This window comes from Draconibacterium mangrovi (assembly GCF_010586825.1).
GTDB lineage: Bacteria > Bacteroidota > Bacteroidia > Bacteroidales > Prolixibacteraceae > Draconibacterium > Draconibacterium mangrovi.
In genome coordinates this window covers 419,357-441,540 of record NZ_JAAAGB010000001.1, presented here as the reverse complement: position 1 = coordinate 441,540, position 22,184 = coordinate 419,357, and the positions used below count along the sequence as shown (strand labels likewise).

19 protein-coding genes, 6 tRNA genes and 1 riboswitch are annotated in these 22,184 nt (G+C 42.2%); of the genes, 14 read left to right on the top strand and 11 right to left on the bottom strand.

The genetic code is table 11. The features are described from left to right. Positions 1-117: 117 nt before the first annotated feature. Entirely contained in the window at positions 118-1,248 is a 1,131-nt protein-coding gene (locus G4420_RS01810; RefSeq protein WP_163321900.1) for a chorismate transformation enzyme, FkbO/Hyg5 family, read from the top strand. A 1,102-nt stretch (positions 1,249-2,350) separates the two neighbouring features. Here the strand turns inward: G4420_RS01810 and G4420_RS01805 are convergent. Then, positions 2,351-4,792, bottom strand: coding sequence for a TonB-dependent receptor (locus tag G4420_RS01805; protein ID WP_163321899.1), 2,442 nt, complete (start codon positions 4,790-4,792; stop codon positions 2,351-2,353). A gap of 41 nt (positions 4,793-4,833) precedes the next feature. Next, a riboswitch (TPP riboswitch) is annotated at positions 4,834-4,934 on the bottom strand. 214 nt (positions 4,935-5,148) lie between these two features. Here G4420_RS01805 and G4420_RS01800 point away from each other — a divergent pair. Continuing rightward, positions 5,149-7,848: an alpha-L-rhamnosidase gene (locus tag G4420_RS01800; protein WP_163321898.1), complete on the top strand. Its 2,700-nt coding sequence runs from the start codon at positions 5,149-5,151 to the stop codon at positions 7,846-7,848. Here the strand turns inward: G4420_RS01800 and G4420_RS01795 are convergent, their stop codons facing one another. From G4420_RS01795 to G4420_RS01770, 6 genes are all read right to left on the bottom strand, one after another. After that, the gene (locus G4420_RS01795; RefSeq protein ID WP_163321897.1) at positions 7,849-8,268 is read right to left on the bottom strand and encodes an acyl-CoA thioesterase; all 420 of its coding nucleotides are present in this window, start codon (positions 8,266-8,268) and stop codon (positions 7,849-7,851) included. A 2-nt stretch (positions 8,269-8,270) separates the two neighbouring features. Then, positions 8,271-9,311, bottom strand: coding sequence for a glycosyltransferase family 2 protein (locus G4420_RS01790; RefSeq protein WP_163321896.1), 1,041 nt, complete (start codon positions 9,309-9,311; stop codon positions 8,271-8,273). Positions 9,312-9,314: 3 nt separating this feature from the next. Beyond that, positions 9,315-9,791: a hypothetical protein gene (locus G4420_RS01785; protein WP_163321895.1), complete on the bottom strand. Its 477-nt coding sequence runs from the start codon at positions 9,789-9,791 to the stop codon at positions 9,315-9,317. 126 nt (positions 9,792-9,917) lie between these two features. After that, positions 9,918-10,715: an inositol monophosphatase family protein gene (locus tag G4420_RS01780; RefSeq protein WP_163321894.1), complete on the bottom strand. Its 798-nt coding sequence runs from the start codon at positions 10,713-10,715 to the stop codon at positions 9,918-9,920. A 32-nt stretch (positions 10,716-10,747) separates the two neighbouring features. Next, positions 10,748-12,052 carry a tRNA (N(6)-L-threonylcarbamoyladenosine(37)-C(2))-methylthiotransferase MtaB gene (gene mtaB, locus G4420_RS01775; protein ID WP_204273566.1) on the bottom strand — a complete coding sequence of 435 codons (1,305 nt, stop codon included), beginning with the start codon at positions 12,050-12,052 and terminating at the stop codon, positions 10,748-10,750. Positions 12,053-12,137: 85 nt separating this feature from the next. Further along, positions 12,138-13,469, bottom strand: coding sequence for a PhoH family protein (locus G4420_RS01770; RefSeq protein WP_163321893.1), 1,332 nt, complete (start codon positions 13,467-13,469; stop codon positions 12,138-12,140). Positions 13,470-13,569: 100 nt separating this feature from the next. Here G4420_RS01770 and G4420_RS01765 point away from each other — a divergent pair, with 100 nt between their 5' ends. From G4420_RS01765 to G4420_RS01730, 8 genes are all read left to right on the top strand, one after another. Then, positions 13,570-14,865 (top strand): bifunctional folylpolyglutamate synthase/dihydrofolate synthase, encoded by a 1,296-nt coding sequence (locus G4420_RS01765; RefSeq protein ID WP_163321892.1) that lies wholly within the window; start codon positions 13,570-13,572, stop codon positions 14,863-14,865. A gap of 100 nt (positions 14,866-14,965) precedes the next feature. Then, positions 14,966-15,040, top strand: a tRNA-Val gene (locus G4420_RS01760). Positions 15,041-15,105: 65 nt separating this feature from the next. Further along, a tRNA-Val gene (locus G4420_RS01755) sits at positions 15,106-15,180 on the top strand. A gap of 43 nt (positions 15,181-15,223) precedes the next feature. Next, positions 15,224-15,291 (top strand) — tRNA-Gln (locus tag G4420_RS01750). A gap of 43 nt (positions 15,292-15,334) precedes the next feature. Then, positions 15,335-15,402, top strand: a tRNA-Gln gene (locus tag G4420_RS01745). Positions 15,403-15,444: 42 nt separating this feature from the next. After that, positions 15,445-15,512: transfer RNA gene (locus G4420_RS01740), tRNA-Gln, on the top strand. Between the two features lie 45 nt (positions 15,513-15,557). Further along, a complete protein-coding gene (locus G4420_RS23505; RefSeq protein WP_163321891.1) occupies positions 15,558-15,803 on the top strand; it encodes a GIY-YIG nuclease family protein in 246 nt (81 codons plus the stop codon). Beyond that, a tRNA-Tyr gene (locus tag G4420_RS01730) sits at positions 15,792-15,954 on the top strand. The genes G4420_RS23505 and G4420_RS01730 overlap by 12 nt, the downstream gene beginning before the upstream one ends. 58 nt (positions 15,955-16,012) lie before the next feature. Here G4420_RS01730 and G4420_RS01725 read toward each other — a convergent pair. The 4 genes from G4420_RS01725 to G4420_RS01710 form a co-directional block, all read right to left on the bottom strand. Next, positions 16,013-16,549, bottom strand: coding sequence for a glutathione peroxidase (locus G4420_RS01725; protein ID WP_163321890.1), 537 nt, complete (start codon positions 16,547-16,549; stop codon positions 16,013-16,015). Positions 16,550-16,659: 110 nt separating this feature from the next. Beyond that, positions 16,660-17,271 (bottom strand): hypothetical protein, encoded by a 612-nt coding sequence (locus G4420_RS01720; protein WP_163321889.1) that lies wholly within the window; start codon positions 17,269-17,271, stop codon positions 16,660-16,662. A gap of 119 nt (positions 17,272-17,390) precedes the next feature. Further along, on the bottom strand, positions 17,391-18,590 hold the full coding sequence (locus G4420_RS01715; RefSeq protein ID WP_163321888.1) for a SpoIIE family protein phosphatase: 1,200 nt from the start codon (positions 18,588-18,590) through the stop codon (positions 17,391-17,393). Further along, complete coding sequence (locus G4420_RS01710; RefSeq protein WP_163321887.1) at positions 18,568-19,500, bottom strand: PAS domain-containing protein; 933 nt, start codon at positions 19,498-19,500, stop codon at positions 18,568-18,570. Before G4420_RS01710 ends, G4420_RS01715 begins: the two co-directional genes overlap by 23 nt. A 236-nt stretch (positions 19,501-19,736) precedes the next feature. Between G4420_RS01710 and G4420_RS01705 the strand changes: the two genes are divergently transcribed. Genes G4420_RS01705 through G4420_RS01690 form a run of 4 tightly spaced genes read left to right on the top strand, consistent with a single transcriptional unit; the run spans position 19,737 to position 22,180 of the window. Next, positions 19,737-20,081 (top strand): hypothetical protein, encoded by a 345-nt coding sequence (locus G4420_RS01705; RefSeq protein ID WP_045026749.1) that lies wholly within the window; start codon positions 19,737-19,739, stop codon positions 20,079-20,081. Next, on the top strand, positions 20,081-20,491 hold the full coding sequence (locus G4420_RS01700; protein ID WP_163321886.1) for an ATP-binding protein: 411 nt from the start codon (positions 20,081-20,083) through the stop codon (positions 20,489-20,491). Before G4420_RS01705 ends, G4420_RS01700 begins: the two co-directional genes overlap by 1 nt. Next, a complete protein-coding gene (locus G4420_RS01695) occupies positions 20,491-21,861 on the top strand; it encodes a [Fe-Fe] hydrogenase large subunit C-terminal domain-containing protein (protein WP_163321885.1) in 1,371 nt (456 codons plus the stop codon). The genes G4420_RS01700 and G4420_RS01695 overlap by 1 nt, the downstream gene beginning before the upstream one ends. Then, entirely contained in the window at positions 21,848-22,180 is a 333-nt protein-coding gene (locus tag G4420_RS01690; RefSeq protein ID WP_163321884.1) for a DRTGG domain-containing protein, read from the top strand. The genes G4420_RS01695 and G4420_RS01690 overlap by 14 nt, the downstream gene beginning before the upstream one ends. Positions 22,181-22,184 lie beyond the last annotated feature (4 nt).

Below are 22,184 nucleotides of genomic sequence, written 5' to 3'. Positions count from 1 at the left end.
TGCGAAGTGTAAGAATAGCTCATTGTACTTGTAACAAGAAATTTGACTGAAATCGTCTTTTTCAAGTAAAAAACGCGCATATTTGTGCTTCATTTCTTTTTGAGTGAGAGGAGTAGGATGTATTTTCTAAACGGAGACAGAACATATATAAAACCTGAAAACGGCTGTAAAGGCTTAAGTTTGCAACTTCAAAATTGCCTGGAGCAGCTGGAAAAAATCAATTCAGGGAAACGGATCTTCAAACTAAATTTCTTTGTCGATACCAATTCAAATTCAGAGTACGATAAACTGCTAAAGGATCTTCGTATTCAGGTGAGAGAACTGATAGGAAGCGAAATTCTGATAAGTTTTATTTCGCAAGCGCCATTAAGTTGTAAGGTAATCGTTGAGGCGTATTATTACGATCCTGAAAACTGGGATTGCCAGATGCTTTCGGAAGGCGAAAACGGCACGGCCTTGTTTCTGAATGGTACCACCGAGATTTTGATGGGAACCGTTCATGCCAATCAAAACAGCGATTGTAAGTTAAATGCCGAGAAGGCTTTTGATGAGCTTGTTGAGACCTTTGAGGAAGCGCAGTTTCCGTTGAATTCGATAGTGCGCCAGTGGAATTACCTGGAAGATATTTTGGGTTTTGATGGCGAAGAGCAGCGTTACCAGGAGTTTAATAACGTGCGCTCGAATGCCTATGGGAAAACTTTTGAGCAAAGCGGATACCCGGCGGCAACGGGAATAGGAATGAGCCACGGAGGTGTGCTTATCGAATATGTTGCGGTAAAATCAAAAGAAGTGCTTACCCAACCGGTTGACAATCCCGACCAGATTTCGGCACATCAATACACCGAACAGGTTTTGGTTGGCGAAGCGTGTAACCTGAAAACTACACCAAAGTTTGAGCGGGCCCGTTATTTCAGGTACCGCAATAAAAAGCTGATCTTTATTTCAGGAACCGCATCTATAATCGGCGAAAATACCGTGGGTGTTGGCGATGCGGCAAAACAAACTGAAGTTACCATACAGAACATGCAGCGTTTGTATGCCGATGAGGTGCTGGCTGCCTTGCCCGACGATGTGGCTAATCCAAAATTCGGACACACCCGTGTTTACGTTAAAAACCGAAAAGATTTCACTAAAATTCGTAGCGTGGTGAAAAAGTTTTACGGCGATTTGCCGGTAGTTTATATTCTTGCTGATATTTGCCGCGATGATTTACTGGTAGAAATTGAAGGCAAGGTGATTCTTTCTTAATAAAACAATTTCATTTTGCCTCTGAGGACTGTGGAATAAAATCCTGTCTCATTCAATGTTATGCCCACTTATTGCTTAAAATAGCTAACTGCTTGATATAGAAAGGTCCCCCGACTCCTATTTGTAACCATCGTAGGGCTACGAAAGGTGCAAAGTCTCCATTTTAGTCTTTTCGTAGCAATACGAAAGGAGTAAATTACCCATTTTGGTGCTTTTGCAGGGCTACAATTGTTTCGCTGTAATCAATTTGGTCGTTTCGTACCTGTACGATAGCACTTTTGAGTCCAATTTACTGCTTGCGAAGAGCTACGATAGCACTTTTGAGTCCAATTTATTGCTAGCGTAGAGCTACGATAGTACTTTTGAGTCCAATTTATTACCGGCGAAGGGCTTCGGCAGCACTTTTGTCTGCAATACGGGGGCGTTGAATTTCTGCACGATATGTTTTGTGATTGTTTTGCTGCTTTTGTGGTTTTTTTAAAGAAGTGTGGATCATGTGAAATTTCCTGAGAAGGAAAATTTTCGAATAAATGTAAATAAGCCACGATCAATGTTAAAATATTATGCCTTATCAGGCGGATTCTACTTTTTGGTTTAGCCCAAAAAGTAGACAAAAAACCCAAGGCTGCGCCCGCTTCCCTCGGAAAAGCTACGCGATGCCAGCTAAAATTCCTGAAACTCCCCCCGAAACTTCGGGGCTCCTCAAACATCAGTAATTTTTTAACGCCGTCACCTCTTGTTTTCCGGCTCACCGGACGAGGCCACGCTGCGATGTAGCTGAGGTGGCAGTAGTCGAACGGCCTCTTTTGGTCGTTGCCCGGAGTTGAAATAGAACCTTAGTGAGAGCGGGAAGCTCCGAGTGAGTGAGGAGATCACCCGTCCGAACTTAGGTTTTATGAAAACGAAGGGTAGGGAGCAAAAGGAGCCTTGAACTCGGAAATGCCTTCCTCGTGCTTCGTTTTTGCATTAAGGCAAAAATGATGGCTCCCGGCAGGGAAAGAAAAGTCTGGTTACTTCCGGACAAAAAAAATAACGATTGCAGAACCGACCGTTAAATCAGCATTCTGCAATCGTTAATCTTCAATCTTTATTCTGGTGTGTCTTAAAACGTAAAGTCTATTCCAAACATAAAGTGTACACCGGCTTGCGGATAATAACCATCCATTTTATAACGTTCGCCACCAAGTAGATAAGGGTAAACCCATGCATTGGTTTCGTACTGCACATCAAACAGGTTGTTAGCCATAAAATGCAGCGAAATCTCATCAAACAGATTCGTTTTAAAGGTGTAATCCGCTTTCAGGTGATTTACAAAATATGCATCCAGCATACGGTCGTCGCTCGATGTGTTATCGATGTACTGATCGCCCACATACTGCGAAACAAAGGAGATGCTAAAATGCTCTCCGGGAGTGTAAACAAACTGGCTGTTAGCAATTACATTTGGCGAGAATGCCAAATCGGTAGTGCCCAAATCAAAAGCATCTTGTCCCCAGGTGTCCCAGTTGTCAACGTATTCAGTAAAATCTTTAATCTTGTTAATGCTTAAAGTGGTGTTACCGTTCCACTGAAAATCAGTGGCAATTTGTACGCCCGCCTGTAATTCGATTCCGGTGCGGTAACTCTTATCAACATTAACCATAATTGCCGAACCCACATCGTTAATCTGTCCGGTTACCACCAGCTGATCTTTGTAGTTCATAAAATAGAAATTGGCTCCCAACGAGAATTTCGATGAAGCATAGTTGTATCCCAACTCCCAGTCGTGCAATGTTTCGTGCACCGGTGGCTCGTTACCTTCCGGGTAATCGACAAATGCAGTGCGGTTCGGTTCGCGGTTGGCCACAGCAAACGACAGGTATAAATCCTGGTTGTCGGCCACCTGATAGAAAATACCAAGCTTTGGGTTAAAGAAATTGAAGTCGTGATCCTGGTCAAGATTGCGAAGATCGTCGTCGATTCCTTCAATGGTGTAATCAATCCGGCGGTATTGCATGTCGGCAAATAAATTCAGCTTTTCAGCCACCTGCCAGTTGTATTTCGCGTAAACGTTAAAGTCTTTTTTCAGACCTGTGCCGCGGTACCACTCATGGTTAAAATCGGCTTCGCCCAGGTACTGCGCCCAAATTACATTTCCATAGTGACGGCCATCGTACACATTGTAGCCACCGCCCAGTGTAAAATCGCCGTTGTTATTATTATAGTTCAGCGAGTAGGTAAATCCATAAAAATCGTTGTCGAGCCACTTGCGGTTGATCAGGTCGGTGGTTTCAATCACTTCGTCACCAATTTCAATGTTAGGCAACAGGTAGTCGGCCAGGTCTTCATCGGCTTTGTAGTTCTCGTAATAACCGTTACCATAAGTGTAGTGCAACGAGGCATTTAAATTCAGGTGCGGATTAAATTTATGCGAGAAATGCAACTGGTAATGATCCTGCACATAATGGTCAACCTGGTTTTCGTAGGTATAATAATTATAGGTACGGCTGTCAGAAGCCATCATGTGGTCTACTTCTTCCTGTGTCATCAGCCAGTGGTCGGCATACTGCTGCATTCCTGCCATGTCGTTGTTCAAGCGAACAGAAGGTACACCGTACCAGGCCTGGTAAGTTTCTTCGTAGCCGGAAAATACATTCACTTTTAGTATGGTGTTTTCCGAGTAATAACCGCCTGAAATAAAGTACGATTTCAGATCGGAACTGGCGCGGTCGATAAACCCATCGGACGTAACCTTTGACAAACGAACATCGAAAGTAAAATGATCGTTGATCAGTCCTGTTCCTGCCGAAACGGTGTTTTTGAACGTATTGAATGTTCCGGCAGCAGTTTTATACGAACCGTATGCTTCTTTGTTCATCGAATTGGTCTGCAGGTTAATACTGGCACCAAAAGCAGCAGCTCCGTTTGTTGATGTTCCCACACCACGCTGAATCTGAACATTCTCCAGCGACGACGCCATATCCGGCTGATCCACAAACCATGTTCCGTGCGATTCTGCATCGTTTAGCGGAATACCGTTCACACTCACATTAATCCTGTTCAAATCGGTACCACGCACACGGAAATTGGTGTAACCCACTCCGGCACCGGCGTCAGAAGTTGTAACAAACGAAGGTGTAAGGTTCAGCAGGAAGGGAATGTCTTGCCCCATGTTACGTTTGGCAATTTCGTCGCTGCTTACGTTGCTGTAAGCTACCGGTGTTTTATTGCCTGCACGAGTTGCTGAAATCAACACTTCATCGGTCATAATAACGTTGGGTTTCAGGTTCACTTCAATGGTTTTACTAGCTGAAAGTTGCAGGTTGATCTTTTGAGGTTCAAAACCGATAAACGAAACCAGCAGGGTGTAATCGCCGGGTTTCAGGTTTTTTAATTCAAAACTTCCGTTAGCCTTAGTCGATACGCCATAAAACGATTTTTCGATTACCACGCTGGCACCGGCCAAAGTTTCTCCATCTCCTTTAACAACACCTGTTAAATTAATTTGCCCGAAAGCAATTACTGCCATAATTTGCAACAGCAGCACTAAACTAAGTCTTTTCATTTTTTTGAAAAATTGGTTAAAAACTAACCAATGAGGTAGGACTTTATCCTTTTCGCTCTCCCTACGCCGGTGCTAACCGGATCAGGTTCATTGAGTATAATCTCAGTCCCGAAGTTTAATCGGGACACCCCATTGCGTAAATGTCGGGTCAAAGTTATAATGGATTTTTAAACCAACAAAATTAGGCTTATAGAAAAGGTGGAATTCGTATTTTATTAATAAATGCCTTAACACCTCACCGATGTGATTTATTTAAGTGTATCGGCATAATTAATTTGGAATACAGTATTCAACTCAATAATAAATTGGCAATATTTGTGGTTGCATGATTTTTTTTTGACTTAAACCAACTGAAAATGAAGATTCGGGTAGTGGCATTTTTCATTCTGTTATCAATTAGTAATTATTTGATTGCTCAAACACATCGGGCATCAGTTTCCAATCTTAGGTGCGAGTATTTGCATAATCCGCTCGGAGTAGATTCTGCACAGCCCCGCTTGTCGTGGATGTTAAATGATACGGAATTAGGAGCAAAGCAGGTAGCATTTGAATTGCTGGTTTCTACCGATTCGATAAACATTACCAATGGTATCGGTGATGTATGGGATTCCGGGGAAATAAATTCAGCCAAAATTCTTACGCGTTATGCAGGAGAGAAGCTACGGCCTTTTACTCGTTATTTTTGGTCGGTATCGGTATGGAACAATCGAAATGAAAAAGTCTCTTCTCCGGTGGCTTCATTTGAAACAGGAATGATGGGCATGGAGAACTGGACCGGATCATGGATCAGCGATGATAAGGATATTCATGAAAAGGCTGCCCCTTATTTTCGGAAAGAGTTCAAACTGGAGAAAAAAGTAAGCCACGCCAGAATTTATATTGCAGCTGCCGGTTTGTATGAGCTTTCTATTAATGAGGAGAAAGTTGGGAACCATGTGCTGGATCCTGGTTATACACGTTTCGATCGCCGTAATTTATATGTAACACACGATGTAACCAATGAACTAAAAAATGGCGAAAATGCCTTGGGTATTTTGCTCGGAAACGGCTGGTATAACCATCAGTCAACTGCTGTTTGGTATTTCCATAAGGCTCCGTGGAGAAATCGTCCTGCCTTTTGTTTGGATTTGCACATTACATACGAAGACGGTACAAAAGAGATTATTACTTCAGGCAAAGACTGGAAAACATCACTTAGTCCGGTAGTTTTTAACAGTATTTACACCGCCGAACATTATGATGCCCGTTTGGAGCAACCCGGCTGGTGTTCACCCGGTTTTGACGATTCAAAATGGAATGATGTTATTTATCGTGCAGCACCATCTCAAAATATAGTGTCGCAAATGATGCATCCCATCCGGCATGTGAAAAAGATTGTACCCCAAAGTATGTCGCAGTTAAATGATACAACATTTGTATTCGATCTGGGCCGAAATATTGCCGGGATTAGCGCTATCACACTAGCCGGGCAAGAAGGAACAATTATACGACTAAAACACGGCGAACGTTTGTATGAGAACGGACACGTCGACTTATCAAATATTGATGTTCATTACCGGCCTGTTGATGATTCCGATCCTTTTCAAACGGATATATACATACTAAACGGGAAAGGTGAGAAAACTTTTATGCCGCGTTTTAACTACAAAGGATTTCAGTATGTTGAGGTAACTTCAAATAAACCAATAAATATCAGTAAAGAAAGTCTGGTGGCTTATTTCATGCATAGCGATGTTCCCGAAAGTGGCGAATTGGCAACTACTAATCCGACATTAAATAAGATTTGGGAGGCCACTAATAATTCCTACTTGTCGAATTTGTTTGGTTACCCAACCGATTGTCCTCAGCGGGAGAAAAATGGCTGGACCGGCGATGCACACATTGCCATTGAAACAGGTTTATACAGCTTTGACGGGATAACGGTTTACGAAAAGTGGCTGGCCGATCACCGGGACGAGCAGCAGCCAAATGGCGTTTTGCCGTCGATAATTCCTACGGATGGTTGGGGATACGAGTGGGGAAACGGCCCTGACTGGACCAGCACAATTGCGCTTATTCCCTGGAATATTTACCTTTTTTACGGCGATGCATCGTTGTTGGAATCTGGTTATGAAAACATCAAACGTTATGTCGACCACATTACGCAAATTAGTCCTTTGGGAACAACCACCTGGGGTTTGGGCGACTGGGTTCCTGTTAAATCCAAGTCGCCGGTTGAGTTGACTTCTACCTGTTATTATTATGCCGATGCTGTTATCCTGTCGGAAGCCGCTAAACTGTTCAATAAACCGGCAGATGCCAATAAATATTCAGCTTTGGCAGCAGAAATAAAACAAGCTTTCAACGACAAATTTTATCACCCGGAAACAGGTATATACGCCAGCGGAACTCAAACCGAATTAAGCGCACCGCTTTATTGGGGATTGGTGCCGGAACAGGAAAAGGAACGGGTAGCCGAAAACCTTGCCAGAAGAGTTGAAGCCGATCAATTTCATTTAGATGTAGGTTTGTTGGGGCAAAAATCAATATTAAATGCGTTGAGTGAAAATGGATATGCCGAAGTAGCCTACAAAATTGCTGCACAGGAAGGCTTCCCGTCGTGGGGATGGTGGATTGTGAATGGTGCAACAACACTGCTGGAAAACTGGGATATACATGCACAGAACGATATTTCGATGAACCACATTATGTTTGGAGAAATTGGTGCGTGGCTGTACAAGGGATTAGGGGGAATATATCCTGATCCGAACAATCCGGGATTTAAAAATGTGATTCTGAAACCTGCTTTTATATCAACGCTCGAAGGTGTTGACATTTCGCATAAGTCGCTTTATGGCGAAATAAAGTCTGCCTGGAAACACAAGGGGGAATCGGTAGTTTATTCGGTAACTATTCCTGCCAATTCTATCGCCGACTTTTATATTCCTGAAGGTTATGAAATACAAAAAAGCAGTGAGGCAGTAACAGGGAAGAAGATAAATTTTTATTTAGCGAATGATGGCAGTTGTAAATTACAAGCCGGAAATTATTTGATTGAGTTGTTTGAAAAGAAATAGCTACAAATCGGGCAGGTAATATTTGTTAAAATTCTCCCTGTATTTCACAAACTTACGTGAAGGACGTTGTGTGGCGCGGTCGATGAACAAAACTTTTTGTTGCGCAATAGAGCAGATTTCACCTTTTTCGTTGCGGAAACGGAATTTAAAGTTTGCCGATACATTAAAGATCTCTGAAACCCATACTTCAACATGCACTTCGTTATTCAGGAAAAATGGCTTTTTGTACTGAATGTTTGTTTCTGTGATGATGGGCAAAATATCGTCTTCGACAGCAATTTGTGTAATCGAAAAACCCATCGCTTCAATCAGTTTTACACGGGCGTTTTCCAGCCATTGCACGTAAATAATGTTGTTTACGTGGCCAACAAAATCAATGTGGTAAGTATAAACAGGTTCCTGAAATTTTAATTTTTGCATGTTTATTCCGGCATAAAATTTAGTTCGGCAAATTTATGTTTTTTCTGTACAAAGAATTTCCACATAATGCTTTTCCGGTAGATCTGTTTATGATTATTAACAATTACGAGCTTTAACAAATCCTTTCTTTTTTTGCGAAGTGCCGAAAGGTTTTTATAAAAATCGCGATGTGCTTTTGCCACGGCACCAAAAGCTTTAAACTCGGTTCCCAACAGGAACTTGGCAGCAGCAACGCCATCTAAAATCATTCGCGTTAAGAAGATGGGCAGGAACTTCTTTTTCGGCAAGTTTTTAAATAGCATGTATAGGTTGTTGCGAAAGTTGAGATACACCTTTTTCGGGTTTCCGTACTCGAGGCTTCCGCCACCCAAATGATAAACTATACTGTGTGGTTCGTATATAATTTTGTAGCCCTGGTTTTTCCAGCGCCAGCACAAATCAATTTCTTCCATGTGTGCCCAGAAATCGGCATCCAAACCGCCCGAGTTTTTATACGCTTCGGCCCTCACAAACATACATGCTCCACTTGCCCAAAAAATTTCGCCCGGCTTATCGTATAGATTTTCATCTTTCTCCACATGATCCAGAATACGGCCACGGCAAAACGGATAACCAAACTTATCGATAAAACCACCGGCTGCTCCGGCATATTCAAAAAGTTCGGGTTCATTAAAACTCAATATTTTGGGCTGAACGGCAACAACTTTTTCATCCTGTTCAAATTGATCGATGCAAGGTTGAATCCAGTTTTCTTCCACTTTAACATCCGAATTCAGCAACACCAAATAATCGGCCTCAATTTGATTTAAAGCTACATTGTAACCTTTGGCAAAACCGTAATTTTCTTTCAGATCGAGTAATGTTACTTCCGGGAAATTGGCTGCGAGAAATTCCAGTGAATTGTCAGTGGATCCGTTGTCGGCAACAATTACCTCAATATTTTCGCCTTTTGAATGTTCGATTACAGATGGGAGGTAATCGGGGAAAAGTTTTACCCCATTCCAGTTTAAAATAACTATGGCAATCTTTTTGTTTTTGCTCATAAATCAGCTCAAAAGTAGTTTTGCGATCAGCAAAGAAAGGTTTTCTTTGTCAAGATTTTCAAGAATTTCGCCGATTTTTTTCGCTCTCTCTTTTTCGTCTGATTTTATCAAAGCATCAATTTCTTTTACCTGTTTTCCGGTTAATTCGTCCTGCAGCAATTCCCAAAGTTTTTGCGGTTCTTCTTCTCCTTCCGGCAGTCCCAGTGTTTCCAATTCAAGAATAGTCGCTTCCAGAATTTCGCTGGCACGCATTTTTAGCGGGTCTTTGTCTTTTGTTTTTCCGGCAGCAGCAGTGTCGCGCAGGCTCCAGCTCGAGTAATCGTAATGCAGTTCTTGAATAAGTTTCAGCTTCGAATTGTCTTTCCCGAAAATACGTTCCAAAAAAATAAGGGTGTGCGTTTTCCAGGCATCAAGATCGAATTTCTTTTCGTCTAATTTTGCCAGTTGCTCCCGAAGAATTGCAATTTGTTTTTCTGCCATGGTATTTTGTTTTCTGCAATTTACAAAAAATCATGGCTGTCATTTCGAACGAAGTGAGAAATCTGTTTGATTATATCTCTGTTGTAACAGATTTCTCCTCGCTTACTCGTCGAAATGACAAGAATATTATTTTTCGCCCAGATATTTGTTTACGATTCCATAGAATTCCGGGAAATAAGCTTTGCTGGCTGAAACAATTTCGCCACCAAACAACCAGTTGTCACCACCATTAAAATCGGTAGTTTTTCCGCCGGCTTGTTGTAAAATAAATACGCCCGCTGCAACATCCCAGGCATGCAGGGCATGTTCGTAAAAAGCATCGAAACGACCGGCTGCAACGTAACACAAGTCGATAGCTGCTGATCCAAAACGACGAATTCCGCGGGTTGATTGCATCAGTTCTTTCATTGCTCCAATGTACTCATCCACTTTGTCGAAATCGTAATAGGGGAATCCTGTGGCAATCAGAGTGTCTTCCGATTTTGACCGTTTTGCTGTTTCAATGATCTCCTCGTTGCAGTACGCCGGACCACCTTTCCACGAATAAAACATCTCGTCGGCGCCAATTTCGTACACTACACCCAATACTAATTCGTTGCCTTCGGCCAAAGCGATACTCACCGAGTGCGGTGCTAATCCGTGCAGGTAGTTGGTTGTGCCATCCAGCGGATCGACAAACCAGGTATATTTTTCGTTATTTGATTCGGCAGTTCCTTCTTCGGCAACAAAACCGGCTTCGGGAAGCAGCTCTTTCAATGCATCAACAATTTGTTTTTCTGCCGTTTTATCAACGTAGGTTACCAGGCTGGCAACACTTTTGATTTCAATGTTTTTCTCAGAAATATTTTTTTGTTCAACACGTATAAAATTACCTGTGCTGTGGGCAATATTCTGTACTTGAAAACAAAGTTCTTTATAGTCCATGTCTATTTGTTTAGTACAAAAGTATCGAAAAATCAGGCGTTGAAATCTACAGCAACGTTACCGTTTGGCAGAATTGACCTTAATTTCACGCTGCCCAGCTTATTTACCAGTTCTTTCTGATAAGGCACCTCCACCTTAATGTAATTTTCGGTGAACCCATGCATGTTATCCTGGCTTTTCTGTGTCTCAAAAAGTGCTGTTTGTGATGAGCCAATGTGTTTTTCGTAGAATGCTCTCAGCTTTTTCTCCGACAGGTTGATGTATTTCTGAGTACGGTTTTTGCGTTCTTCCACATCAACTTTCCACGGAATTTTCAAGGCCTGCGTTCCACTTCTTTCCGAATAGGTAAAAGCGTGCAGTTGTGAAATTTCCAAACTGTTGAGGAAGTCGAACGATTCCTGGAAATACTTTTCGGTTTCGCCATTGGTACCGGCAATTACGTCAACACCAATAAATGCATGAGGAACGATTTCGCGAATTCGCTCAACTCGTCTTCGGAAAAGATCGGTGGAATATTTGCGTTTCATCAAGGAAAGTATTTCATCAGAACCAGACTGTAGAGGAATATGAAAATGAGGCATCAACACTTTCGAGTTGGATACCAGCTCTATAATTTCGTCTTTTAGCAAGTTGGGCTCAATCGATCCCAAACGCAGTCGTTCCAGTCCCTCTACCTGTTCCAGTGCTTTTAACAGATCAAGAAAATTCTCGCCTGTTGATTTGCCAAAGTCGCCAATGTTTACACCCGTTAGTATAATTTCCTTGTATCCTTTCTGAACGGATTTTTGGGCTTCTTTTACTGTGTTGACTACGTTGTCGTTTCTGCTTCGTCCGCGTGCAAACGGAATGGTGCAAAACGAACAATAATAATCGCAACCGTCCTGTACTTTCAGGAAACTACGTGTGCGGTCGCCCCACGAAAATGCTTTGTGGTAATTTTTAATATCGGCTAAACGAGTTGTTTTAATCTCGGTGGTTTCGCGTTTTTGCAGGTCGCCAAGATAGTGCGGAATATGAAACTTTTCCTGCGTTCCCAACACCATGTCAACGCCTTCGATGTGACCTACTTCATCGGGTTTTAACTGCGAGTAGCAACCCACCACAATCACCATGGCATCAGGATTTTGTTTTACGGCCTTGCGCACAATATTACGACTGGCCTTATCGCCCTGGTTGGTAACCGAACAGGTATTTATCACGTACACATCGGCTTTTTCATCAAACTCAACACGATCAAAACCAACCTCTTTAAAAGAGCCGGCTATGGTCGACGTTTCTGAAAAATTAAGTTTACAGCCTAATGTGTAAAAAGCAGCTTTCTTCCCCTTGTAATCCATCTTGCTATCTTGAATTATTCTAAATAGGCTGCAAAGGTAGAAAAAAGCTGCTTATTGCAAATACTTCTTTATGAATCAATTATTTTTATAACAAGTTACTGGCCAGTTCGGCCAAATAACTGCGTTCGCCTTTCACCAAATTAATGTGTGCAAACAATTCCTGGTTGCGCATACGATCCACCATGTAGGCCAAGCCGTTCGATTTCATATCAAGGTAAGGCGAGTCGATCTGCCACAAGTCGCCGGTGAAAACCATTTTTGTTCCTTCGCCGGCACGTGTAATAATGGTTTTAATCTCGTGCGGAGTAAGGTTTTGCGCTTCATCAATAATAAAAAAGGCATTCGATAAACTTCTACCGCGAATGTATGCCAGCGGAGTGATGTTCAGTTTTTCCTCCTTCACCATTTCTTCAATAAGCTGGTACTCGTTGCTTCGTGGGTTGAAAGTATGTTTGATTACAGCGAGGTTATCGAAAAGCGGTTGCATGTACGGATTGATCTTTTCGTTGGCATCGCCGGGCAAATAACCAAGGTCGCGGTTGCTTAATGCCACAATCGGACGGGCCAAAAGTATCTGCTCGTACTGGCGGTGTTGTTCAATTGCAGCAGCCAAAGCCAGCAAGGTTTTTCCTGTTCCGGCTTTTCCGGTAAGTGCAATTAATCTTACTTCCGGGTCCATCAGCATGTTCAAACTAAAAGTCTGTTCCGCATTTCGTGGTTTTATGCCGTAAGCCGATTTTTTCTCCACGCGGTAAATACGTTCCGATTTGGCATCGTAACGCGCCAGTGCACTCGACTGGTTACCTCTGAATATGTAACATTCGTTGGCGTCGGGATTAAAACCTTTTACATCGGCTTTTGCAAATGAACCCTGCTGATAAAGCTGATCGATAACCACATCATCAAAATTATCGAAGGTAGTAATGGTTTTATCCAGCACGTTCTCATCGGTAACCTGGTCGGTTTTGTAATCCTCAGCCTGAATTCCCAGCGACTTAGCCTTCATCCGAAGGTTAATGTCTTTACTGATCAGAACCGTTTTCCGACGCGGATAAGTTTTTGCTGTATAATCAGCGATAGCCAGGATTCTATGATCGGGAATATCCTCACGAAACGAAGCTTTTAGCTCATCCGAGAACGGTTTTCCCGTTTCAATTCGTAACCGGCCTTTTCCCACACCAAGCGATTTCCCGCCGTTAAAAATGTCATCTCCAACAATTTCATCGAGCACTCGGGTAAATTCGCGTGCCTGAAAGTTGATAAGGTCGTTTCCTCGTTTAAACTTGTCCAGCTCCTCGAGCACTGTAATCGGTAGGATAATGTCGTTATCCTGGAACTGGTAAATACATGTGTGATCGTGTAAAATTACGTTGGTATCAAGAACGAAAATTTTACTCTTTTTGGTTTTACTCAGCATATATAAATGATTTGTTCTAAATGTATATAATTTCGTCAGAAAACGGGGCTGATGCGCCAAAAATTAATAAACTTGCACCAGTTAATAAATATTGATTTAATTGAATTACGAAGCTACTTTAGACTATCTGTTTAGTCAGTTGCCTATGTTTCAGCGAACTGGGCCTGCTGCCTATAAAAACAGCCTGGAAGATACATTGAAACTGGATGAAAACTATGGTCATCCACATCGGAAATACCGAACAATCCACGTTGCCGGAACCAATGGAAAAGGATCGGTTTCGCATATGCTTGCTTCGGTACTTCAGGCGGCCGGATACAAAACCGGTTTATATACTTCGCCGCATCTGAAAGATTTCCGTGAGCGCATAAAAATTAATGGACAAATGATGCCGGAATCGGCGGTGGTTGATTGGGTGGATAACTTTAAAGCTAACAATGAATTGTGGAAAATTCAACCTTCGTTCTTCGAACTGACGGTGGCTATGGCATTCGATTATTTTGCCGATCAGGAAATTGATGTGGCGGTAATGGAAGTGGGGCTTGGCGGACGGCTCGATTCTACCAATATTATTACGCCCGATGTGAGTATTATTACCAATATTGGGTTAGATCATACCAACCTGCTCGGAGATACTTTGGAGAAGATTGCAGGAGAAAAAGCAGGAATTATAAAAACGGGTGTTCCGGTGGTAATTGGAACTACGCAACCTGAAACTGCTCCGGTTTTTAATGCCAAAGCGCAAGAGGTTGATACTTCAATATATTTCTCGGATCAGGAGTACAACGTGGCCTATTCACTATTGAAAATGGATGGCAAACAGTACCTCAATGTGCAAAAGCAGGGGAAGGATGTTTATCCTGAATTGGCGTTGGATTTATTGGGGCAATACCAGCATAAAAATATTCCGTCGGTATTAAAAGCCGTTGATCTTTTAAATGAGAAGGGGTATAAAATAACAGAAGATAATTTACGCGCAGCGCTTGCAAGTGTGGTTGCAAATACCGGATTGCTGGGGCGCTGGCAGGTAATTGGCAATAATCCGTTAACGGTTTGCGACACCGGGCATAATGAAGACGGAATGAAGTCCATTGTTGAGCAGTTGAAAAATACAGCTTTCAAGCAGTTGCATTTTATTTTTGGCACTGTTGGCGATAAAGATCCGGGGAAAGTTTTGGCACTTTTACCCAAACAAGCCAGCTATTATTTTGTAAAAGCTGACATTGCAAGAGCCATGGATGCGTATGAACTTGCCAAAAGAGCAAAAGAGTTCGGATTGATCGGGGAGGTTTACGCATCAGTAAATGAAGCTTATAAAAAGGCACAACTTGTTGCAGATAAAACGGATATGATATTTATAGGGGGTAGCACATTTGTAGTAGCGGAAGTACTTTGAGAAAATTCTTGAAAAAACTTTTGCAGAACTAAAAATAGGTTTTATATTTGCAGCGCCTTACTGAAAAGGGGGCGCGTTCAGAAACAGAAATAAGCATATTGGGGGGTTAGCTCAGTTGGTTCAGAGCACCTGGTTTACACCCAGGGGGTCACTGGTTCGAATCCAGTACTCCCCACAAAAGAGGTTAACTTCGGTTGACCTCTTTTTTAATGTGTTTTGTTGTTAATGATAAAAATAATTGGGGGGTTAGCTCAGTTGGTTCAGAGCACCTGGTTTACACCCAGGGGGTCACTGGTTCGAATCCAGTACTCCCCACAAAAAGAAAGGTCGACGTTTGTCGGCCTTTTTTGTTTTAAAATGCTCAGTTGGTTCAGAGCATCCCGATTTGTATCGGGAGGGTCACTGGTTCGAATCCAGTACTCCCCACAAAAAGAAAGGTCGACGTTTGTCGGCCTTTTTTGTTTTAAAATGCTCAGTTGGTTCAGAGCATCCCGATTTGTATCGGGAGGGTCACTGGTTCGAATCCAGTACTCCCCACAAAAAGAAAGGTCGACGTTTGTCGGCCTTTTTTGTTTAAAATGCTCAGTTGGTTCAGAGCATCCCGATTTGCATCGGGAGGGTTACTGGTTCGAATCCAGTAGTTCCCACGAAAAGGTCGACAGTTAGTCGGCCTTTTTTTGTATCTTCTCTTCATGTATTATTGTTACATAATATATTCTCAAAAGTTAGATAAATTCTATATTGGCTCTACAGGAGATTTAGAAGGTCGTTTGCAGCGACATAATACGTCGAATAAAGGATTCACATCAACCGGGAAGCCGTGGGAGTTAAAGTATTATGAAACCTTTAATGATAAAAGTGATGCTTTGGGGCGCGAAACCCAACTTAAAAAATGGAAAAGTAGAAGTGCAATTTTGAAATTGATTGAGGAGTCTTAGCTCAGTCCCGATAAAACAGAAATCTATGATTTTATTTTTTATCGAGGATGTACGAAAATCTAATAAAACAAAGTTTTAAGATTTTCGGCATTGGTACAAAGCATCCCGATGTAAATCGGGAGGGTCACTGGTTCGAATCCAGTACTCCCCACAAAAAAAGGTCGACAATTAGTCGGCCTTTTTTGTTTTAGTTATATGAATTACTGTGATTAATTTGTAATCCAGCTGATGATTTTAGCATCATCAGGTTTTACTTTGGGTTCAATTACCTCAACTAACTTTCCATTTTCGTCGATCAGGTATTTTTGAAAGTTCCAGCTAACTTCAGAATCCTGTTTTCCGTTTTTACTCTTCTGAGTCAGCCACTGGTAAACCGGATGCATGTCATCGCCCTTCACCGAGATTTTCGACATCATGGGGAAGGTAACTCCATAATTCATCTCACAAAATTCAACAATTTCGGAATTGCTTTTAGGCTCCTGGTTGGCAAAATTATTAGCAGGAAACCCAATAATAACAAAATCGTTGCCTCCATATTGCTCAAACACACTTTGCAATTGTTCAAATTGCGGAGTCAGTCCACACTTTGATGCTGTGTTTACGACCAATACTTTTTTCCCCTTCAATGAAGAAAGATCAAAATCGTTTCCTTCAATATCTTTCACCGTAAAATCGTGTAGAGAACTTTGTCCAAAAGCTGTAATTACAGCTAAGAGTAATACGTTTATAAGAATTAGCTTTTTCATATCTTTTAATTTTTTACATCTAAAGAACAGCTGGAATGCCTAAAAGTTTGTATGATGTAATTAAAGATAATGATAAATGGGTAGAGAAGAAGATAATGGTGCTCTTCTTCTTACTTGTTTTTCTTTTTCTCAAGTTCTTCGTGGGTTTTAGGTGTAGAAAAATAATCATCCGATTGATCCTTTTTCCAGTGGGTAAAAAGTCTACCAATATTTTCAGAAGGAGAAAAGCGGACAATGCTTATCGATGAGGCCTCAGAGCGCATCAGGTCGTTATTTTGGGTCATTATTGTGGTAACCGGGTCACTTTCCTCTCCTGCCATTCGAAATTTAATGGGAGGTCTGTATTCTTGCATAAACGCAAGGTTTTCCTGAGCCTTGTCAATTTCTAAAACCTGTTCAGGCGACACAACAACTTCTGGAATGTCGACATTTTCGGAAACCAGCTCTACTTTAGGATTAACGAGCAGTGTGTGAACCGAAGTTATTTTTCTGAAATACGAAATGTGCGAAAACACCAATGAATCGCCTGGTGATACCCATACTGAAAATACGCCGTTTTTCTGACTGATATCTTTATCGTGGTTGTCGAGATTTACGATATAAACATCGCTGACTGGATTGTCGTTTTGATCGACTATTTGTCCCTGAATCAGAAAACGTTTGATTTGTCCAAACGAAGTGAGAAACAGAATCGAGAATAAGATGGTAATTATTGTTTTCATATCCGGTCTTGTTTTTATTTTGAAAGAATTAATATTCTAATCATGGGGAAGACCCTCAGTAGTAGTACGAAATTCGGACTGCTTTGTTCAACCTATTGCAGTTCTTCTTACTTTTGTTTTTATACGTATTCGATCTTTACCTTCTTAAAGAATTTGTGTATCAGTAGTTTAACAATGCGTTTTACTACGAATTTCCGAAGTTCAAGTTCCAACGGTTGTTCCGGATCCTGGTGTGCCCAGTTAATACGGGTTCCAACAATGATATCGATACAATCGTGCTGTAGTAATAGCTTCACAATTTCTTCGGGTGGGCTATCAGTCAATCGGGTATCGCTGTCGTAATTTTCCAATATTTCTTCCACTTTCCCCAGAGTAAGAATACCTTCCGTAACCATTTCAAAACCCTTCATTTTAGCCGTTGGCGGTAATTTCTCCAGGTTTTTATTACCGTGCTGAATTTCAACGGTAAGGTCGAGTTCGCGGGCAATAATTTCGGCAGTGGTTCCTCCGCATATAATTTTCTTTCCTTCGAAACCCTGAATGCGGCCAACAAAGTCGTAGTCTTTTATTTTGTAGAAAGGCGGCCCGGTGATCAGCATAAATTTGCGTGGCTCGCGAAAATACATTACGCCGCAACTGGTGTCGTCTTTTACCGAAAACTGATCGTTCATTACGGCCTGGTTGACAATTTTTCGTGCCAGTTTTGTAGCAGAAATATCAGGCATTCGTTTGATTTGGTTCAGCGCAAAATCTTCGATGTTTTCCATTCCCCAGCCCAGCGGGTAGCGCTGGTTGCCCAATCCTGACTGTGGCACGCCGTCAGACATAAAGATTATGCGGTCTTCTTTACGCGCAGTAAATTCCTTGCAATGCAGTACTTTGCCCTGGTTCTCCTCTCCCTGGATGGTGAGGTTATATTCTTTCCCCTGCATGGCAACTCCGTTCCGGAGCACCAAAATTCCGGGGTTGTCGTAATTTACAATTCGCACGTGTCCTTCGCCGTCCAGCTCAATGATGGTGAATGTGGCATAACTTTCTTTCCCGTCGCTGCTTTTGGGCAGGGTCTCCATAATAATGCGTGCGGCCACTTCAGGTTTGGTATGCAGCAGCGAATATTTTAATGCCATGGTGGAAGTCAGGGTTGCCAAAACGCTCGCTTTAATTCCGTGCCCGATGCCGTCGCTCAATACTAAAATGGTGCGTCCTTCTTCGCGAATTATACTCGACTGAAACACGTCGCCACAGGCAATTTCGCCTTTCGGTCGCTTTTGCTGGAACTCTATTTCAACGTGGTAATCAGGATTTGTCGTCGTCACCATAGCGATAGGTTTCAATTATGGAGTTTAGCAGTTCTTCGGTTTCAGCCGCATTTTCGCCAAGCAAAAAGGCAATTTTCTGCACCGTTTCAATATTTTGTTTGTTGATTTTGCGTGCACGGTTGATAATCTCGTCCTGTACCAGCATTGGCGCCGACATATCGCGGAAAACAACTCCAACTACTTTGTTCTTGTACAGTGTCCTTATCGAAACGTGCATGAGTTTATTGTTGAATTTTAAATCGCGTTCAGCCAGTTCGTCGCCCGATGTAAGAACGCTCGAAATCATTTTGTAGATGATATCCGGCACCAGCCCTTTAACATCGGCACCGGTAAGTCCGGGAATGGTTTCGTACAATTCTTCGGTGTCTTCGCCCATTAGTTTGGCAAAATATTCATTGGAGTCTACTATTTTAAAATTGCTGTCGACCATCACAATTCCCGACGATATTTTGTGGATCATTTGCGACGAAACCTGCATTGTTTCCTGTGCTTTTTCCAGGCGTTTTTCGGTTTTTTTTAATTCGGTTATGTCATTTATCGAACCAACAATTCCAACTATTTTATTCTCGTTATCGCGGATTACTGCCTTATTCAGAATAACATGGTGCGAGGTGCCGTCGCCATGGCGTACCTGGGTGTTGTATACCTGCACATCGGGGTTGGCAATCAGCTCCTTATCCTGCGCCAGGTATTTATCGGCCATTTCTTTTACATGAACTTCGTGTAACGGTTTGCCCAAAATTTGCTCCTTTGTTTTACCCGTAAATTTTTCGTGTGCGGCATTACACATCAGATAAATTCCTTCTGTATTACGGTAAAAAATAGGTATCGGCAGCGCATCAATAATTTTCTGATGAATGGCCGGGTCATCAATATTGCCGGTCAGAGACGATTCTTTATCGTAAATCATGCTTCGTTTTTTCAAGTTTTACCATTGAAAAATACGCAATTTACAAGGCATATAAAACCACAGGCGCTTTATATTTTCAGTAATTGTTTTAAAACAGATTTCTGAAAATCGATATGGCAGAAATAGAGACGAATAGGGCTTGTTTTTATTCATTATAAATTTGGGATAACTTGACTTGCAGCAGTTAAAAAAAGTAGTGGTAGAATTATCTTTGTGCCAAGTTTTAAACGAACCAAGTGAAATTATCTGAGATTATTGATTTGACCAACGCAAAAGTGGTTGCAGGAGATGCCGAAAAAGACCGCGAATTGCTGAGAGCTTTTAGCTCCGATCTGATGAGCGATGTGTTAACGCTGGATACGGAGCACATACTTTTAATTACAGGACTGACAAATTTGCAAATTGTTCGCACAGCCGAAATGGCCGACATTGAAGTGGTGTTACTGGCACGTAACAAAACTGCCACCCCCGAAATGATCGAGTTGGCAAACGAAACAGGTCTTGTTCTGCTGGAAACACCCTTTTCTATTTATCGTGCGAGCGGCTTGCTGTTTCAAAACGGTTTAGACCCGGTTTATTAATGAAATTGGAATTTGACATAGCGAGTGGCGATTTTAGCAAGGCAGGAAGAGCTTCGAGCCGAATTAAAAAAATGCTGAAACAATTGCAGGTTGATCCGAAAGTGATCAAACGAATTGTGGTGGCTATTTACGAAGCCGAGGTAAATGTTGTTGCTCACTCTGTTGGAGGAAAAATGCTGGCTGAAATCGACGGAACAGGAATTAGAGTAATCGTGCAGGATAACGGCCCCGGTATTGAAGATATTGAAAAAGCAATGCAGGAAGGCTATTCAACTGCTTCCAAAGCCGTGCGAAATATGGGTTTTGGAGCAGGAATGGGATTGCCGAATATTAACCGAAACACCGATGAATTTACGATTGAAAGCGAGTTAGGAGTGGGAACAGTTTTAACTTTCAGAAATAATTTTTAATGATGAAGGTTGTAGAAAAATATCATGCCATAACAGTTGACAAAGATAAATGTACGGGCTGCACGCACTGCATGAAATCCTGTCCAACCGAGGCAATCCGGATACGCGGCGGAGTGGCGAAAATAAATGCTGACCGTTGTGTGGATTGCGGAAACTGCCTGCGTGCATGTCCGGTTGATGCTTTTTATGTGGAGCAGGATAGTTTGGAACAACTGAATAAATACAAATACCGGGTGGTGCTTTTCCCGTCGGTTATGATCGGGCAGTTTCCCGAGATTTATACTGAAGGCAAAATTTACGAAGCATTGCAGAAACTGGGTTTTACGCATATTTTTGAGGTGGAACAACCCATCGGATTGCTGATTGATGCGATAAAGCAGGAAGTTCAAAAATCGCCCCGTAAGCCAATGATTTCATCGTTTTGCCCTGCTATTGTGCGTCTGATACAATCGCGCTATCCGTCGCTGGTTGATAACATTGTACCGGTAAAAGCACCTCATGATCTGGCGGCTTGCCATGCCATTGAGCTCTTGGCCAAACAAGGCGTTAAACGCGAAGAGATAGGCACTTTTTATGTGTCGCCCTGTTCGGCAAAAATGGCGGCTGTTAAACGTCCTTTGGGCGAAGAAGTGTCGGCAGTTGATGGCCTGATTAAGATGAGTGATTTATACAATCACATCATGCGGGTAATCGAAAAGGAAGAAAAAACGGATACGGCTCCCTTGCGCAAAAACCTTACACTCGATGGTATTTTGTGGAGTCTTCCGCGTGGCGAAGCAAGGCACTTTAGACGCAACTCGATGGCGGTTGACGGCATACACAATGTGGTTAAAATTCTGGAACGCATGGAAAACGACGAGGTTCCGGTGCTTGATTTTCTGGAACTGAAATCGTGTCACCAGGGATGCGCCGGTGGAATTTTGCTTACGGGCAACCGTTTCTTAACTGTTGAACGATTACAAAAACGTTCAAAACGTTATCCGCATGCTTCGTCCATCGATGTTTCGGCAGTAAGTTGTTTGGGAATAAAAAATAAAATGAAAGCGGATCCGATTGAACCCAGTTATGTTTTTGCACTCGATCCCGACCGGTTGAAAGCACTGGAGAAAATGCAGAAAGTAGATCGTATTTTATGCCAGCTGCCGGGAATTGATTGCGGAAGTTGCGGTGCGCCGAACTGCCATGCACTGGCCGAAGATATGGTGCAGGGACAAGCAAAAATGACCGATTGCATTTTCTTGCAAAACAGATATTTAAACGAGAAAAAAATAAACATCGAAAAAGCGACAAAGAACCTGGAAAAAGCCTGGGGGAAAAATCGTTTTGACGCTGACTGTAACAGAAGAGGAGGTAGAAATGAAGGTTTCTGAACTGGTTGAAAAATTTGGATTAAAAGTTTTTTCCGGCGAATCCGGATTAGAGAATGAAATTTCCGGCGGGTACGTTTCCGATCTGCTGAGCGATGTAATGGGAAATTCGCAGGAAGGGCAGGTGTGGATAACGCTGCAAACGCACCAGAATGTTATGGCCATTGCCTCGTTGAAGGAGCTGGCAGCAGTGATCCTGGTAAAGGGTTTCGAGCCCGAAGAAGATACCACCGAACGCAGTAACGAAGAGGGGATTCCTGTACTGGGAACCGACAAAGCTACATTTGAAATGGCAGGTAATTTATACATTACTTTAACGTAATACG